Here is a 15,915-nt window from a genome sequence, read left to right as displayed (position 1 = left end):
CCTGGCGACGGTCGAGCGGCGATTGACAAGGTCATCATGCGACCGATCCCGGTTGCCGAGTACGACTGGTGAAGGCCCGCCGCGGTACCCGTTTGAGTCGCGGTGACGGCTCTATTGCCAGCCGTCGAGGGAGACCTCCGGGCCTCCCGCGAGATACCGGTGAAGGGCGCTTGAGGTGGTGCCCACGAAGTTCTCTGGGATTGCCCCAGCGCCGACCCATCGGACCTGGGCGTGCTTGCGCGGTTCGCGGTTCTCGGGCTCACCGGTCCATTCGTGGGCGGCGAAGACGATGGTGAGGAAGCCGTTGGGAGCTTCGACGCCCCAGGCACCGTGGATGACGTGCGCAACTTTGAGGGACTCGGGCTTCACGGTGAGGCCCGTCTCCTCGTAGAGCTCGCGCACCGCAGTTTCGGTGATGGGTTCGCCCGGCTCGCTCTTGCCGGCGGGGAGGTCCCACATGCCCTGGGCGAACTTGGCGTTCTGGCTGCGTTGGAGGAGGACGACGCGGTTGGTGGCCTTGTCGTGGACGATGACGGCGGCGACCAGCAGGGTCATGGATTCGAGGGCGGGCGGCAGGGCTTTGGGCTGGTCGTCGGTGGTCCGCTGAGCCACGGCTTGTGTCCCTTCGTCGGCCGGATGGTGGCAGCTTAGGCCAGTGCTTGGCGTGCGCGGCGGGCGAGTTCGGCGGCTCCGGGCACTTTGCGGCGCTGGTAGATGGAGAGGGTGGAGCGGAGCGAGGTGATCGCTTTGCGGGTGCGGTCGGACGTCATGCCCTCCATCAGGGTCAGGGCCTGTGACCAGGCGGCGACGGCTTCGTCGGCGCGGGCCTGGGCGGCGAGGCTGTCGCCGAGGTCCGCGTACGTGAGGGCGTGGACGCGCTTGTACTTCTCGAGGTCCCAGCGCACCAGGGCATCGCGGTGTTGTTGTTCGGTGCCGACGTGGTCGGCGAGGTCGGTCAGAGTGCGGGCGGTGTGGCTGGCGACGGTGCCGGCGGCCGGGCCGCTGACGCGGGAGTAGCTGGGCTGGGGCCCGTCGTCGCGCAGGAGGGCGTCTTCGGCGGCGAGCAGGGCGCGGGCCGCTGCGGGTTTCGCGCCGACCGCGGCGTAGGCGCGGGCGTGGGTGATGTGTAGTAGCGCCTCGGTCTGGCCGTCGACGTGGCCCAGGCCGCGGGTGAGGGCGCCTTCGACAAGGTCGACGCAGTGGTGGGGCTGCTTGAGGCTCAGTGCCTGATGGGCGAGGGCGCGCATCATCCAGGAGGCGTGGCCGCGTGGGTCGGCTTCGCAGGCGAGCTGGTAGCCGACCTGGTAGTAGCGCTGGGCGGCGCCTTCTTGGCCGAGGTCGTGGTGCTTCCACCCGGCGAGGTAGGCGAGTTCCGCCACAGCGCCGAAGGCGGCCTGCCGTAAGCCATCGTTCGGGAAACGGCCGCGGAGCATGGGGGCGGCGGTGTCGGCAAGGTAGGCGGTGACGGTGGTCAGGCCGTGGCCGCCGCCGAGGCGTTCGTCGGCCGCGCTGAAGGCCGCGGTGATCTGCCGTACGACATCTACGTCCTCGATTCCGACCAGAGAGCTGCCGACGCGGGCCCGCAGCATGCGGGCGGTGGCCTCGTGGTCGTAGAGGAGCGGCATGGCCACGCCAGCCGTAGTGAAGGCGGCGACGGCGAGGAAGCGGCGGCGTTCGACGTCGGCACGGCCCAGATCGGTGGCGGCCAGAACAGGATCGGGCTCCTGCGCCACCGTAGTTTCGGGTGCTCGAAGGCCAATCTCGACCAGAGTCACGGGGCGGCCTGCTCGGCGGGACAGAGCTTCAGCGAGGTACTGGCCGGTCCGTCCGGTCGGCTGGCGTGTGCCGTTCACCCAGTGGGAGACCGCCGACTTGTTGGTCTGGAGGACCTCGCCGTTCTCGGCCGCGATGCGCCGGATGTCCTTTGCCAGTGCCTCGTACGTGCAGCCGATCGCCTCGATGACATCACGCAGGCGGAAGTTGGGGCCTCTCGGCGCTGCCACGATCGCCTCCGCTCCGGAGCTGTAAACCGCGTATACCGCTTCAACTGCCTCTCACCGTACCCACTGTCCGTGACGGAGGGTTCACTAATCATCAGCCGCCCGGCCTCGGTCCGACACCGTGACCAGGCTCCCCAATCGGCCGGGCGGCCCCCGAAGTTCCGTACGCCTATACCGGGGTCGGGCATTCCTGTGCCCGAACCCGGCCGATCAGAGACGGAGACATGGTGACTACCATCGACACCAAGGCCGCCATCACGGTCGTACTGCCTGAGGCGTTCGACGAGCGCTGGAGCCGTTTGCCCGGCATCCAGGTCGACGGCCGGCGCATCACCATCGACCCGGCCGAGTACTTCTTCCGCTTTGAGTCCAACACCTGGCTCGTCGCCGATTGGGAGCTGGTCAAGTCCCAGCTCCTGGACGTGGAGGAGACCACCGAGAGTGCGGTCGAGCAGCTCGCGCTGGACTTCATCAAGGCCCACGCCGCCTCTACCTCGGACGCCGCCCGAGTCCTGTCCACCGCGTTCGAGGTGTACGCCTACCTCTTCCGCGACGAGCATCTCGCCAGCCTCGGCCTGCCGCAGATCACCGCTGAGCATCTGCGGATGCTGCGCGAGGCGGCCACGCTGATGGCGCTCAACAAGGTCGAGCTGGACGGGCACATCTCCAACGTCGGCCCGTGCTGGTTCTTCCCCGCCGCCACTTCCGTCGTCTTCGACCTGGACGACGGGATGGGCGGGACGCTCGACGAGGTCTACCACGGCAGCTGGTTCAACAAGCACCGCCGTATCGAGTCCATCAAGGCCCATGCCGCCCTCAGCGGCCGACTCGTGCACGGCTGCCAGTCCGTGCCGGACCAGTCCGGTGGCGTCGTCGCGCCCTACGGTGCGTCGATGACCGCCTTCCGCGACGACCTTGCGGCCTTCAAGTCCGGCTGGATCGAGCAGGTCTACGCCCACCGCGTGAGCCCTGCCGCGTAGCACCGCACCGCACACCAGGCTCCGGGGCGGGCCGGCACCTCTCGCCCGCCCCGGACGCCTTCAACCTCTCTGGAGCCCCCACGTGACCGCGAACCCCAGCGCCGAACTCCTCGACAACCTGCTCACCCTGGCCGGACAGACCACCGCCGTGCGCGAGGAGGTGCGCGTGTGGTCCATGTCCGGTGTCGAGCGCCTGACCTTCCCCGACGCCAGCACCGCGATCTTCAAGTACGCGAAACGGCCCTTCGACAGCGAGGACCAGGCCCTACGCCTAGCGCACACGCTCGGCGTCCCCGTCCCGCAGGTCCACGCCTCTGCCGTCCTGGACGGTTGGCTCGGCATGCTCATGGAAGACCTCGGCCCCGCCGTCCGCGACGCCGACGACCTCGACGGCACCGCCGCGGCCGTGGTCCTGCACGGTACGCGGACGGGTCCCGCCTTGCCGATCCTCGATCAGGCCCGCCTCCGCACGCTGCCGAACCGGGCCCTGGAACACCTCGCGCTGCTCCGCAAGGCCGAGCGCTGGCAGGAGACGGACGACGTCGAGGACGCGCTCGATCGGATCGCCCAGGCGGCCGGGGCGCGCTCGGCCGGTACGACCGTGGCCCCGTTCGGCTGGGTGCACTCCGAGTTCCACCCCACCAGCCTCCACATCGGCCAACACGGCTGGCGGCTGCTGGACTTCGCCCGCGCCTTCACTGGCCCTGGCCTGCTCGACCTCGCCAGCTGGCACGGCACCCTCGATACCCCGGACCCCCTACGCCTGCAGGTCTTCCTGGAGCAGTACGTCACCGCCGGCGGCACCCCCGATGCTCTCGCCCGGCGCGGTGGACTGACCGCCGAGAACTGGGCTTTGGGCTGGCATCGCGTGTGGGCCGTCGAGTGGTTCATGGAGCAGTCCGTCCGCTGGATCAACGACCCGGCCACCGACCCCGCCTACATCAAGGCCGTACGCCGCCATCTCACCGACGTCCTCCACCTCCTGGAGGTCTGACGTGCTCGCCCAGGCATCCCCCTGGTACGTCCACGCCCTCCAGCGCACCACGGCCAGCCCCGCCGAGCCGCTGTCGGTACCCGCGCGGATGGAATGGACCACGCGGCCGGGCAGTGGACCCGGCGCCGAGATCTTCGGCACGGACCTGCGCCGCAAGCGGCTGCTGGAACTCGGCTGCGGCCCTGGCCACAACGCCGCCCACCTCGCCACCCGCTACGGCGCCCAGGTCACCGGCGTCGACCTGGTCGGCCTTCAGGTCCGCCGAGCCCGCTCGCACTACGGCCGGCTGAACAACCTGACCTTCGTCGCAGGCCACGCCCTGCACTACCTGCAAGCCTCCGACGAACACTTCGACGCCGTCTACTCCGTCTTCGGAGCCATCGGCCTGGTAGCCCCCGAGCTTCTGCTCCCGGCCATCGCCCAGCACCTCAAACCCGGGCGCACCCTCGCCTTCTCCGTCCCACACCCCCAGCGCGGCGGCCTGCGTCCCACCACAGACGACCGGCCCCGCCGGGACTACGTCACCCTCCCTGACCGCACCCGACTGCCCATCGCCCGCTGGGACTTCGACGCCAATCGCTGGGAGAAACACCTCGACCGCGCCGGCCTCTGGCTCATCTCGGCGCAGGAGTTCCACGACGCCCGCCACGGCCTCTGGCCCACCACCCTGCTGATCACCGCGCGCAAGCTCTGACCCCCACCCCACCCAGAGGGAGAACCCATGCGCCAGCCCTATTTGCTTCTCGACGTCGACGGCGTCCTCATACCCTTCCCCGCTGCCGATGGGAGCACCCCGGCCACCCACGACCGCCACAATGTCGTTCCTGCCGGCCGCAGTGCCGACAACCCGGTCACCATCTGGCTCAACCTCGCACACGGCCCCCTGCTCGTGCACGTGATCCGAACCGGCCTGGTCGCCCCCGCCTGGTGCACCAGCTGGCGCCAGGACGCCACCACGCTGATCGGGCCGCTCCTCGGTCTCCCGTCTCTGCCCTACGTCGATCTCCCACGTCCGCAGATTACGACCAGCCACCCGAACGGCTATCTCTGGAAACGAGACCATGTCGATGTCTGGTTGGGCGACGCACCTGTTGCTTGGGTCGACGATGACTTCACCGCCCTCGACCACGCCTGGGCAGCAGAGCGCACGGCGCGTGGAGCGGCGACTCTCCTGGTCCAGCCCGATCCCCACGTCGGGTTGTTGACCGAGCACCTGGCTGAGGTCATGGGATGGGTTGGTCGGCTTTCGGACCTGCGCGCCAGCGATCCCTCTCCTGCGTCCGGAGCCGAAGCAGCCTGACGCGATCACGGAGCAGGACGTCAGCACCGGCCGACAGCCAACGGGTTCGTCTATCGATGCCGTCCGCGTTCCTCGGACTTGGAGGTCAGCGCCGTCACCGAGGGCTGGGGCGTCATGGGCGCAAAGGACGCTCCGGGCATGCTGCTTCGCCTGCGTGCCGCCTGTGCTCGCTTGTTCGGTTGGACGGTAATGCGCCAGTTGAGGACTTCGGCGGGCTGTTCGGCGGTGTCGAGTTCTCGCTGGGCGGCGACTTCGGCCAAGAGGCGCCGGGGGTTGTGGCCGGCGGTCTCGGCGCGGGCGAGGGTTGTGGTCAGGGCCGGCCAGGCGGGGTCGGCGAGGATGCGGTCGGCGTGGTCTGGGAGGGCTGCGCGCAGGTCCTGCTCGAAGCGGCGGACGGTGGCGCCGCGTGGGGCGCGGCGGCTGAGATCCGCCAGTACCGGCTCCCCGGCCTGCTGGTAACCCGCCTGCAGATGGCGGAAGGCTGCCTCGGCTGCTGCCGCCTGCTGCTCGCGGCCGCGTTGTTCGTGCCACTTGGCGGCTGCCCGCGCCAGATGGAGCGCGGCGAAGATCAGGGCAATGGCGAGTCCGCCCGGAGCGTGTGTGGCGTAGGCGAGTTCCTTGGCGGCTTCCCGGAAGGCGGTGGCGGCCTGGTGGTCGGCCCGGATCGCCGAGCGGCGGGCGCGGTTGAACGCCCTTGCGGCGGCTTGCAGTTCGGCCCGGTGCTCGCCGTTGGCGACGAGGGCCAGGTTGTGGAGGGCGTCGCCGAAGGCATCCAGATGGCCTTGGGCCACCTCGTCGTCGCCCGAGTCGAGGACCGTCTGGGCATCGCGGATGGCGGTCTCGGCGCGATGCCACGGTTCGGCCGAGTCCGCCACCTGCTGAGGGCGGTCGGCCACGTCCTGGGTCGGCAGGCGTTCGCAGAGCCGGTTGTAGGACAGGTCGGGGGCGAGCTTCGAGCCGCCGTACCAGACCGGCTCGCCGTTGGCCGTATCGCCGGGCGCGGCCAGGCTGTAGCCGGTCACCTCGCCGGCCTCGGGGCCGATGCGCGGCCTGACCTGGATGCCGAGGGAGCGCAGCACGGTGAAGTACTCGTCGATGCTGCGTACGACGGCGGCGACTGCGTACGCCTGCTCGCGCAGCCACTCCCGCGCGGTCTCCTCCCGGCCCTGGCGTTCTGCCTTCGCCCGCTCGGCGCCGGTAGGGGTACGCGGGGCGGTGAGGTCGCCGGACTTCAAGCGGCGCAGCCCGAACTCGGCCTCGATCTTGCGGCATTCCCGCTGGGCCCGCCAGCCGTCCCGGTTCGTTCGGGGGCGGCGGCCGTCGGCGCGGACGGTGGTCGCGAGGATGTGGATGTGGTCGTCGGCGTGCCGGACTGCGATCCAGCGACACGCCTTGTCGTCTCCCTCGGGGCGATGCCCGTGGCGGCTACGACGCGGCGGGCAACCTCGGCCCACTCAGCGTCGGTGAGGTAGCGGTCGCCGGGCGCGGTGCGTACGGGGCAGTGCCACACATGCTGCGGAGGCTGCTTCCCGCCGAGCTCCCGGGTGCGGAGGTCGACGTGGTGGTCCAAGCGCCGGGCGAGCTGGGCGTAGGTGGCGGTGGGGTCGCGGCCGGGGTCCGGGGCGCCGGCCATGTCCCAGGCAGCCACGGTGTGGGGGTCCGTGTGCTCGTCGCGCCGCCCCTTGCCGAAGAGGTAGTTGATCAGGCCGAGGGTGCTGGAGCCGGTGGAGACGTCAGGCACCATGACCGGCTCCTTCCGCCAGGAGCCGGTCCATGAGTGCGTAACTGGCCTGGGCGGCATGCTCAATGCGGTCGAGGACGGCCTCGGCGCGCTCGGGTATCGCGCCGGAGTGGATGGCTGTCGTGACCTGGTTGAGGTTGGTGCCGATCCGGTTCAGCGCCTTGGTGTGCGCTTCGATGGCTTCCACAAGCGGGCGGACGGGGTCGTCCTCCGGGCTGCCGACCATGCCCGCCTTGCCGAGCGCGACGGCGAGCGCGGCGTCGCCGACAAAGCCTGCGAACTTCTGGTGGCGCCGCTTGGCCTCGGCGTCGATGAGGCGGACTGCGGTCGGCGTGAAGCGGATCTTCTTCTCTTGGTCGCGCTTCTCAATGGTGCGCTTGCGGTTTATCCGCGCGGGCAGCGCGGGGGCGTCAGGCTCACGCCACGAGGGCTGCTCAACGGCGGCGGGCGGTTGACGGGCAGACGGCTCGGCGAGTGGGGTGTTGGAGTCGGCGATGGGCTGCTCGGCGCTGTCGGCGGGAGACGCGGTGCGGGGCTCGTTCACCCCCTCCTCAGGCTCGGGCGCCTGCTGGCGCCCGGCCCCCTCTCCCTCCGCCACCCCAGAGGCGGGGGCAAGCGCGGACGAAGCCTCTTTAGGGGCTCGTTCGCTCCAGCTTGCTGCTGTTCGTCGGTCCCGGCTGAACCAAACCCAGCGGCGGGACGAAGAGGAGTTCGTGTCGTTCTCGGTGTGCATGGCGGTGCTCCGAAGGAGAGGGGGATGGGGCTGTGTCACGTCCGTCGCATCCGTCGCATGCCTGGTCAACACAGGTACGGAGACGCGGGCAGGTACGGAGAACTCCGTCCCGGCGAGAGAGTCCGTCCCCGCGCTGACCTGCGCGGGGACGGATGCGACGAAGTGATACGGGCCCCGGTGGGATCAGAGAGCGCGCGTCGGCCCGGCGGGGCCACCGGGCGGGCCGACAGGCAGCGTCCCGGCCGGGGCGGCGGGCGGCCTGCCCTGGGCCACGCGTGCAGGGGCAGCGCCGTGTTCGCGCTCGGGTGCCGCCTCGACGAGGTCCGGGCAGTTGCGGGCCCAGGCGTCCAGGAACCGGTTACGCATGTACGCCTTGGCCTGCCTGCCCTTGTCGAACCGGTAGTTGGCCGGGCTGATGTTGAAGTCCCGCAGCAGGTTGCTCAGGTGGTAGGCGTTCAGCCCTTTGGTGCCGTGCTCCGCCCACGGGGCCTCGGCGTCCTGGATCAGAGCGGCGACCAGATCCTGGGTAGCCAGGGCCTCGGGGTTGTCCGCCTGCGCGAAGTTGCGGTGGATGTCGCGCAGGAGCCGCGTCTTCAGGCTGCTCTGCTCGTCCTGGGCCGCCTCGTGGCGGGTTATGGCCAAGCAGGCGGCACGAGCCTGGGCGGGCCACTGGCCGCCTGCCAGGTCGGCGATGATGACCAGCGGCTCCCAGGTGTCCGCCGCCCGGTCTTCCACCGGCATCTGCGGCACCATTCGGGCAGCCTGCCCGCGCAGCGGACCCAACGAGGCGGTCAGCCGGTCACGCAGCGCGTTGAGTTCCGGCACCGAATACCGGGAGCGGAACGGGGTGACCTTCTCGCCCGGCTTGCGCTTCTGCATTCGCAGCACGACTGCCCGGTCCATGACCGTGTCCGGCAGGTCGCCGATCCCCGCGATGGCAGCCATGGCGAAGGTGGGGAACGGGGTCGGTTTGTGATCCGGACCGGAGATCCGCCACGCGGGCCGGTTGCGCTGGTGCCCGGCATTCAGCAGGCCGCGCAGGATCTCACTGTCACCGCTCGCCTTGGGGCCGAAGATGGTGTCCGCCTCGTCCACCAGCAGGGTGGGAGGGTTCTTGCCGATGACCCGGAAGATGACCGCCGGGGAGGTGTTCACCGTCATCATCGGCTGGTGCACGGTCTCGTGGAGCACGTCCAGAACCCGGGACTTGCCGCACCCCTTCGTCGGGCTCACCACCGCCAGACGCGGAGCATGCTGCAGAGCCGTCTGGATGTGCGTGGCCGCCACCCACAAGGTGACAGCGGTCAGCGCCTCCTCGCTGGGCAGTACCACGTACTTGCCGATCGCTGCCCGAAACTCGTCCAGCAGCGTGACCCCGTCAGCGGCTACCTGAGCGCCGGCGCCTTCATGGCCGCCGGCGCGTGTCCTGCCATCGGTGGCTGCGATCTCCTGCTGCTCGGCCCGCTCCGCGGGGACGTCGGTCCCCGGCGACAGGCGACGGCCGCTGTCCCCGTCCCCACTGCGGTCCCCTGGTGCAACTCCAGAGTCTTGGGGACCGGTCCCCGTTGGCGCGCCGATGCCGCTGACCTGCACGTCTCCAACGTCTTTGGGTATGGGGACCGTGGTTCGCGCCGACAGGGGACCGGATGTATCGCGGGGACGGTCCCCTGATACCGCATCAGCAGAATGCTCGTCCCCGCGGCGTCCGGGGACGCCTTGGCCGGGGACCGCGACCTCGGGCCAGTTGACCTTGGGGACCGTGTTCGGGTTGGTGGGGGACGTAGAGTCCTCCATAGACGTTCCTCTCAGACGAGGGGCAGGACGGGCAAGGTCCAGCCCCTCGTCGGCTTGTTCGTTCAGGGATGGGCGGTGTGCGGGGGACTCTCCGGCCTTCGGCGTTGGCACGCCGAGGGCCGTTTCCGTGTCCCGGGCCTCTGGCGACTCAGGAGGCCAGACCCCACTCGTCTCGGCCCTCGATCAGCGCCCGCTCGTAGCGCAGCAGCTCGGCCTCGGGGTACAGCACCCGCTTGCCGATCTTGATGCCGCGCGGCCCCTTCTCGATCTGGCGCCAGTAGCGGACGGTGCTCTCCGCTGTGCGGTAGCGCTCGGCGACCTCGGCGGTGGTCAGGTATCGCATGCGTTCTAATTCGGCTAGGTGGCAATTCGTTCTGCATAGGTGTACCCGACGATCGCCGGTAAACCAAATCGGATAGAGTGTGTTTCAATTTGGATAGCGACGGTCGCGACGGAGGTGTGATGGCAGGCGAGAAGCACGACGGTGGCGAGGTGCCACTGCTCTATAGCGAGGGCAACATCGCTGCGAGGGTGGCCCTGGAGCGCGAGGTCAGAGGGTGGAGCACGACCGAGCTGGCGGACCGGGTATCTACGGCCGGCGTCAAGATGAACCAGACCGCTGTCTGGCGCATCGAGAACGGCACTCCGCGGCGCCGCATCAACGTCGACGAGGCTCTCGCCTTCGCCCGCGTCTTCGAACTGCCCCTCGAAGAGCTGATGTCCCCGCCGCTGGAAGGGCTGGACCTCAACAGCAGACGGCTCGTTCAGGAAGCCGTCGAGGCGTACTACGAGACACGCGACGCAGAAGACCGCCTGCACCATGCCGTTGTCGGCATCGCAGAGCACATCCAGGCCCACCCGGAGAGCTCACGGGCCATCCACGAACAGTGCCTTCGCCTCATGGGCGACGAGCGCGACGCCCGCACCCTCACCGAGCACATCGAGGGCGGCGGCTACCACCGATAACCAACCCAAGGGAGAAGCCACTTGGCGAACATTCAGAAGCGCCCCAATGGCAAATGGCGGGCCCGCTACCGAGACCTCGACGGTAAGGAGCACGCCCGCCACTTCGACCGCAAGATCGACGCCCAGCGCTGGCTCGACGAGGTCACGGCCAGCGTCGTCACCGGGCAGTACGTCGATCCGCGCGCCGGGCGGATCTCGTTCGAGAAGTACGCCACGAAGTGGGAGGCGTCGCTCATCGTCGGCGAGGCGGCCGAGCGCATCACTGACAACGCGCTGCGGCTGCACCTGGTCCCGGCACTCGGATCGCGCGCCATGGCGGCGATACGCCGAAACGACATCCAGGTGCTGTTCAAGGGGCTGTCCGAACAGCTCGGCCCCGGCAGCGTGCGCAACGTCTACGACGTCCTCGTGCGCGTCATGACCGCGGCCGTCGAGGACAAGGTCATCGCGTCCAGCCCGTGCCGCCGAATCACCCTGCCGCCCATGCCGGACGAGGAGGTCACCCCGCCCACGGTTGCCCAAGTCGAAGCCATGGCCCGCGTGATGCCGCCGTACATCCGCGCTGCGGTCGTCACACTCGCCGGATCAGGCTTGCGAATAGGCGAGTTGCTCGGCCTGAAGGTGTCGGACATCGACTTCAAGGCCAGCACCATTCGCGTCGAGCGGCAGCGCCTTCAGTCCGGGAAGGTCGGCCCGCCGAAGACCGCCAAGTCCCGGCGCACGGTCCCGGTCGGCGAGGTTGTCACGGACGCTCTCCTCACGCACCTCGCGGCACGCCCCTCCAAGGAGTGGCTGTTCACGATGGAGGAGGGCGAGCCTCTCAACTACCGCCGCTGGAAGACGGAGTGGAACTGCGCCCGCAGGACGCTCCAAGCAGCGGAGAACGAGGCGGCCGAGCGCGAGGGCCGCAAGCCCGTCGAGCTGCCGCACATGGTGACCCACGACCTGCGCCACTTCTACGCCTCCGCCCTCATCGCCGGCGGAGCGAGCGTCAAGCAGGTCCAGCTGGTCCTCGGTCACGCGTCCGCCGTCATCACGCTGCGGATCTACGCGCACCTCTGGCCCAGCGAAGAAGACCGCACCCGGACCGTCATGGACGCCGTTCTCGGCGGCCTGCGGACCGGGTGCGGACAGGTAGGCGATGCGACCCGCGTAACCGCAGGTCAGACGGCCTAGCCATAGATCAAGCCTTCTTGGTCTCCCAGAAGATCTTGTCGATCTGGGCGATGTAGTCCAGCGCCTTCTGGCCGGTGGCCGGGTCGGTCGAGCCCTTGGCGGCCGAGAGGGCCTTGAGGGTGTCGTTGACCAGCTGGTGCAGCTCCGGGTACTTCTCGAAGTGCGGCGGCTTGAAGTAGTCGCTCCAGAGAACCGAAACGTGGTGCTTCGCGAGCTCGGCGCGCTGCTCCTTGATGACCGTGGCGCGCGCCTGGAAGTGCGCGTCGTCGTTGCCGGCCATCTTCTCCTGCACGGCCTTGACCGACTCCGCCTCGATGCGGGCCTGGGCCGGGTCGTACACACCGCAGGGCAGGTCGCAGTGGGCGCTGACCTTCACCTTGGGGGCAAACAGGCGGGAAAGCATGGTGCTGTCCTCCTCGTGATCGTCTTCTCAGGTGGGACATTACTCCGTGAGAGGCGGGTTTTCGCGAGTGCCCCCATGGGCTTAGGACAAAAGTCCGGGTCCAGACTGGGACTGGTGGAGGATAGGACCGGGGAGGTGCCGGTGATGCCGGAACTGTCGCAGGAGAGCGAGCGCGGAAGGGCCCTTGTGCCGTGGGGCGCGGCGGAGGTGACGGGCCCTTCGATGGTGCCCACGCTCCGGCACGGGGACCGCTTGCTGGTGCGATGGGGCGCGCGCGTACGTCCGGGTGACGTGGTGATCCTGTGTCATCCGTTCCAGCAGGACCTGTTGGTCGTCAAGCGGGCCAAGGAGCGGCGCGAAGGCGGCTGGTGGGTGCTCGGTGACAACGCCTTCGCGGGCGGGGACAGCACGGACTACGGGGTCGTGCCCGAGGAACTCGTCCTCGGGAAGGTGCGGTTCCGCTACCGCCCGCCGGCGGCGGGGCGCCGCTCACCGCTGGCGCTGGCGCGCTGGGCGCTGGGCGCCGTACGACCGGTGCCGGCCGAACGCTCCGTCTCCAGGCGCTTGCGGGCGCGGTAGGCGGCGACGTTGGCGCGGGTCGCGCAGCGGTCCGAGCAGTAGCGCCGGGAGCGGTTCGTCGACGTGTCGAGGTAGGCGTTGCGGCACGGCGCGGCCTCGCACAGGCCGAGCCGGTCCACGCCGTGCTCGGTGAGGTGGAAGGCGAGGCCCATCGCGGCGATCGCGGCGTACCCCGCCGTCGCGTTCGAGGGGTGGTCCGCCAGATGCATGTGCCACAGCGGGCGCCCGTCGTCGTCCCGGTGGTCGTGGCCCGAGATCTGCGGGCTGACCGGGAACTCCAGGAGCAGTGAGTTCAGCAGGTCGACCGCGAGCGTCTCGTCGCCGCCGTCCGCCGCCTCGAAGACCGACCTGAGCCTGCCCCGCACGGACCGGAAGCGCGTCACGTCCGAGTCCGTGGCACGGCGGGCCATCTGCGTGCTCGGCCCGAACAGCTCCCTGATCGCCTCGACGGACGTCAGCGTGTCCTTGTTGCGGCCCGGCTCCTCGCTGTTGACCAGGCGTACGGCGTAGTCCGAGTAATAGGCCAGTTCCACTTGTAGTCCTTACGAGGGCGGGCTATGGTCCTTCTCGTCGGCCGGTAATGGCCGATTGCGGTACCAGGGTATTACGAAGCGGAGGGGTTCCGATGACGGATACGAGGACGGGTACAGGCGCGACCGCCGGGCCGGGCACCGACTGGCGCGCCTGGCAGGACAGCTGGGACCGGCAGCAGCAGTGGTACCTGCCCGACCGCGAGGAACGCTTCCGCATCATGCTCGACATGGTCGAGGCCGTGGTGGGAACCGCGCCGCGCGTCCTGGACCTGGCGTGCGGTACGGGAAGTATTACGGACCGGCTGCTCCAGAGGTTCCCGGACGCCACCAGCGTCGGCGTCGACCTCGACCCCGCGCTGCTCACCATCGCCGAGGGCACCTTCGCCGGGGACGACCGGGTCACCTTCGTCACCGCCGACCTGAAGGACCCCGGCTGGACCGCCGCGCTGCCGCACGACAGCTACGACGCCGTGCTCACCGCCACCGCCCTGCACTGGCTCTTCAGCGAGCCGCTGGCCGCCCTCTACGGCCAGGTCGCCGGCCTCGTCCGGGACGGCGGCGTCTTCATGAACGCCGACCACATGCCCGACCCGGCGACGCCGCGCCTGAACGAGGCCGACCGCGCCCAGCGCCACGCCCGGATGGACCGCGCCAAGGCCGAGGGCGCCGTGGACTGGAAGGAGTGGTGGCAGCTCGCCGCCAAGGACCCGGTGCTCGCCGAGCCCACCGCCAAGCGGTTCGAGATCTACGGCGAGCACGCGGACGGCGACACGCCGCCGCCCGAGTGGCACGCGCGGACGCTGCGCGAGGCGGGCTTCGCCGAGGCGCGGACGGTGTGGGCGTCGCCCTCCGACGCGATGGTTCTCGGCCTCAAGTGACCTGCGCGCGAAGGGGCGGTACGGATGCGTGATCCGTACCGCCCCTTCCGCGGTTCTTCGGGCGCGGCGCCTCCGCGGTTGCCCGCGCAGGTCCCGCGCCCCTTACGGGGCGCTGTTACAGCACCTTGGACAGGAACGACTGCGTGCGCTCCTGCTGCGGGTTGGTCAGGACGTCGCGCGGGTGGCCGGACTCGACCACCACGCCGCCGTCCATGAAGACGAGGCTGTCGCCGACCTCGCGGGCGAAGCCCATCTCGTGCGTGACGACGACCATCGTCATGCCGGACTCCGCGAGGTCGCGCATCACGTCGAGCACGTCGCCGACCAGCTCGGGGTCGAGCGCCGACGTCGGCTCGTCGAACAGCATCAGCTTCGGGTCCATCGCGAGCGCGCGGGCGATCGCCACGCGCTGCTGCTGGCCGCCGGAGAGCTGCGAGGGGTAGTTGCCCGCCTTGTCGGCGAGGCCCACGCGCTCCAGGAGCTGACCGGCGCGCTCCCGGGCCTGGGCCTTGGCGACGCCCCTGACCTGGACCGGCGCCTCCATGACGTTCTCGAGCGCCGTCATGTGCGGGAAGAGGTTGAAGCGCTGGAAGACCATGCCGATGTCCCGGCGCTTGAGGGCGACCTCGCTGTCCTTGAGCTCGTACAGCTTGTCCCCCTTCTGCCGGTAGCCCACCAGATCGCCGTCGACGTACAGCCGGCCGGCGTTGACCTTCTCCAGGTGGTTGATGCAGCGCAGGAACGTCGACTTGCCGGAGCCGGACGGGCCGATGAGGCAGAACACCTCACCCGACTCCACCTCCAGGTCGATGCCCTTGAGGACCTCTACGTTGCCGAAGGACTTGTGGACGCCCTCGGCCTTCACCATGGCGGTCATGCGGTGCCTCCCCGCGGGCTGTTCAGGGACAGCATGTTGGCCTTGATCTTCTGGAAGGGGGTGTCCGGCAGGGAGCGGGACGAGCCGCGGGCGTAGTACCGCTCCAGGTAGAACTGACCGACGCTGAGGATCGACGTCATGATCAGGTACCAGCAGGCGGCGAGCAGCAGCGTCTCCACCGTCGCACCCGACGAGGTGCCGATGTCCTGGGCGTACTTGAGGAGCTCGTAGTACTGGACGGCCGCGACCAGCGACGTCGTCTTCAGCATGTTGATGAACTCGTTGCCGGTCGGCGGGACGACCACGCGCATCGCCTGCGGAAGGACCACGCGGCGCAGCGTCTTGTTGTGGCTCATGCCGAGCGCGTGCGCCGCCTCGGTCTGGCCCTCGTCGACCGAGAGCAGACCGGCGCGGCAGATCTCCGCCATGTACGCGGCCTCGTTGAGGCCGAGGCCGAGCAGCGCCGTCAGCATCGGCGTCATGAAGTCCGACCACTCGTCCTTGTAGATCGGACCGAGGTTGATGTAGTCGAAGACGAAGCCGAGGTTGAACCAGACGAAGAGCTGGACCAGGACCGGCGTACCGCGGAAGAACCAGATGTAGAACCAGGCGATCGACTGGGTCACCGGGTTCTTCGACAGCCGCATGATCGACAGCAGCACACCGCCGACCACGCCGATGAGCATCGACAGGAAGGTGAGGATCAGCGTCTCGCGGACACCCTTGAGGATGCGCTCGTCGAAGAAGTTGTCGGGGATCGCGCCCCAGTTGATGTCGCCCTGCGCGAAGGCGAAGACGATCGAGGCGAGGACGCCGATCGCCAGGACGGCGGCTACGTACCGGCCGAAGTGCCGGACCGGGATGGCCTTGATGGCCTCCGCGGGGCGGGCCGTGGGGACGTCGTCCGCAGGGCCCTTCTTGGAGATGTCGGGGGTCACGTGAGTGGCCTTTCAGCGACGGG

17 protein-coding genes and 1 pseudogene are annotated in these 15,915 nt (G+C 69.5%); 9 read left to right on the top strand and 9 right to left on the bottom strand.

The window, feature by feature from the left end:
* Positions 1-111: 111 nt before the first annotated feature.
* Positions 112-612 (bottom strand): NUDIX domain-containing protein, encoded by a 501-nt coding sequence (locus ACFYO9_RS02450; protein ID WP_358776860.1) that lies wholly within the window; start codon positions 610-612, stop codon positions 112-114.
* A gap of 35 nt (positions 613-647) precedes the next feature.
* On the bottom strand, positions 648-2,003 hold the full coding sequence (locus tag ACFYO9_RS02445) for a tetratricopeptide repeat protein (protein WP_358776859.1): 1,356 nt from the start codon (positions 2,001-2,003) through the stop codon (positions 648-650).
* A gap of 224 nt (positions 2,004-2,227) precedes the next feature.
* Between ACFYO9_RS02445 and ACFYO9_RS02440 the strand changes: the two genes are divergently transcribed.
* The 4 genes from ACFYO9_RS02440 to ACFYO9_RS02425 all read left to right on the top strand — a co-directional run bounded on the left by ACFYO9_RS02440 (position 2,228) and on the right by ACFYO9_RS02425 (position 5,274).
* Entirely contained in the window at positions 2,228-2,980 is a 753-nt protein-coding gene (locus ACFYO9_RS02440) for a hypothetical protein (protein ID WP_358776872.1), read from the top strand.
* Between the two features lie 82 nt (positions 2,981-3,062).
* A complete protein-coding gene (locus tag ACFYO9_RS02435; protein WP_358776858.1) occupies positions 3,063-3,974 on the top strand; it encodes an aminoglycoside phosphotransferase family protein in 912 nt (303 codons plus the stop codon).
* Between the two features lies 1 nt (position 3,975).
* Positions 3,976-4,668 carry a class I SAM-dependent methyltransferase gene (locus ACFYO9_RS02430; RefSeq protein WP_358776857.1) on the top strand — a complete coding sequence of 231 codons (693 nt, stop codon included), beginning with the start codon at positions 3,976-3,978 and terminating at the stop codon, positions 4,666-4,668.
* A gap of 27 nt (positions 4,669-4,695) precedes the next feature.
* Positions 4,696-5,274, top strand: a complete 579-nt coding sequence (locus ACFYO9_RS02425) for a hypothetical protein (protein WP_358776856.1) — start codon at positions 4,696-4,698, stop codon at positions 5,272-5,274.
* A gap of 50 nt (positions 5,275-5,324) precedes the next feature.
* On the opposite strand, the pseudogene ACFYO9_RS02420 reads toward ACFYO9_RS02425, so the two are convergent.
* Positions 5,325-7,018 (bottom strand): annotated as a pseudogene (locus ACFYO9_RS02420) (relaxase/mobilization nuclease domain-containing protein).
* Entirely contained in the window at positions 7,008-7,613 is a 606-nt protein-coding gene (locus ACFYO9_RS02415; protein ID WP_358776871.1) for a hypothetical protein, read from the bottom strand. Before ACFYO9_RS02415 ends, ACFYO9_RS02420 begins: the two are co-directional and overlap by 11 nt.
* Positions 7,614-8,214: 601 nt before the next feature.
* Between ACFYO9_RS02415 and ACFYO9_RS02410 the strand changes: the two genes are divergently transcribed.
* Positions 8,215-8,724, top strand: coding sequence for a TIGR02265 family protein (locus ACFYO9_RS02410; RefSeq protein ID WP_388665994.1), 510 nt, complete (start codon positions 8,215-8,217; stop codon positions 8,722-8,724).
* Between the two features lie 966 nt (positions 8,725-9,690).
* Here ACFYO9_RS02410 and ACFYO9_RS02405 read toward each other — a convergent pair.
* Positions 9,691-9,885 carry an AlpA family transcriptional regulator gene (locus tag ACFYO9_RS02405; RefSeq protein ID WP_019889361.1) on the bottom strand — a complete coding sequence of 65 codons (195 nt, stop codon included), beginning with the start codon at positions 9,883-9,885 and terminating at the stop codon, positions 9,691-9,693.
* Between the two features lie 119 nt (positions 9,886-10,004).
* Between ACFYO9_RS02405 and ACFYO9_RS02400 the strand changes: the two genes are divergently transcribed.
* Positions 10,005-10,508 (top strand): helix-turn-helix transcriptional regulator, encoded by a 504-nt coding sequence (locus tag ACFYO9_RS02400; protein ID WP_358776855.1) that lies wholly within the window; start codon positions 10,005-10,007, stop codon positions 10,506-10,508.
* 21 nt (positions 10,509-10,529) lie between these two features.
* Positions 10,530-11,684: a site-specific integrase gene (locus ACFYO9_RS02395; protein ID WP_358776854.1), complete on the top strand. Its 1,155-nt coding sequence runs from the start codon at positions 10,530-10,532 to the stop codon at positions 11,682-11,684.
* Positions 11,685-11,691: 7 nt separating this feature from the next.
* Here ACFYO9_RS02395 and sodN read toward each other — a convergent pair whose 3' ends face one another.
* Positions 11,692-12,087: a superoxide dismutase, Ni gene (gene sodN, locus ACFYO9_RS02390; protein WP_164560667.1), complete on the bottom strand. Its 396-nt coding sequence runs from the start codon at positions 12,085-12,087 to the stop codon at positions 11,692-11,694.
* A 144-nt stretch (positions 12,088-12,231) separates the two neighbouring features.
* On the opposite strand from sodN, the gene sodX reads away from it, so the two are divergent.
* Entirely contained in the window at positions 12,232-12,666 is a 435-nt protein-coding gene (gene sodX, locus ACFYO9_RS02385; RefSeq protein WP_355804140.1) for a nickel-type superoxide dismutase maturation protease, read from the top strand.
* Here the strand turns inward: sodX and ACFYO9_RS02380 are convergent.
* Positions 12,549-13,199, bottom strand: coding sequence for a CGNR zinc finger domain-containing protein (locus ACFYO9_RS02380; protein WP_355802894.1), 651 nt, complete (start codon positions 13,197-13,199; stop codon positions 12,549-12,551). The genes sodX and ACFYO9_RS02380 overlap by 118 nt on opposite strands.
* Before the next feature lie 92 nt (positions 13,200-13,291).
* Here ACFYO9_RS02380 and ACFYO9_RS02375 point away from each other — a divergent pair, with 92 nt between their 5' ends.
* The gene (locus ACFYO9_RS02375; RefSeq protein WP_358776853.1) at positions 13,292-14,077 is read left to right on the top strand and encodes a class I SAM-dependent methyltransferase; all 786 of its coding nucleotides are present in this window, start codon (positions 13,292-13,294) and stop codon (positions 14,075-14,077) included.
* A 115-nt stretch (positions 14,078-14,192) separates the two neighbouring features.
* Here the strand turns inward: ACFYO9_RS02375 and ACFYO9_RS02370 are convergent, their stop codons facing one another.
* Complete coding sequence (locus ACFYO9_RS02370) at positions 14,193-14,954, bottom strand: amino acid ABC transporter ATP-binding protein (protein WP_358776852.1); 762 nt, start codon at positions 14,952-14,954, stop codon at positions 14,193-14,195.
* On the bottom strand, positions 14,951-15,892 hold the full coding sequence (locus tag ACFYO9_RS02365) for an amino acid ABC transporter permease (protein WP_355802888.1): 942 nt from the start codon (positions 15,890-15,892) through the stop codon (positions 14,951-14,953). The genes ACFYO9_RS02370 and ACFYO9_RS02365 overlap by 4 nt, the downstream gene beginning before the upstream one ends.
* Positions 15,893-15,915: the final 23 nt, after the last annotated feature.

Source organism: Streptomyces sp. NPDC005863 (genome assembly GCF_042871345.1).
In the GTDB taxonomy this organism is placed as follows: domain Bacteria; phylum Actinomycetota; class Actinomycetes; order Streptomycetales; family Streptomycetaceae; genus Streptomyces.
This window is presented reverse-complemented; position numbering and strand designations above follow the sequence as displayed.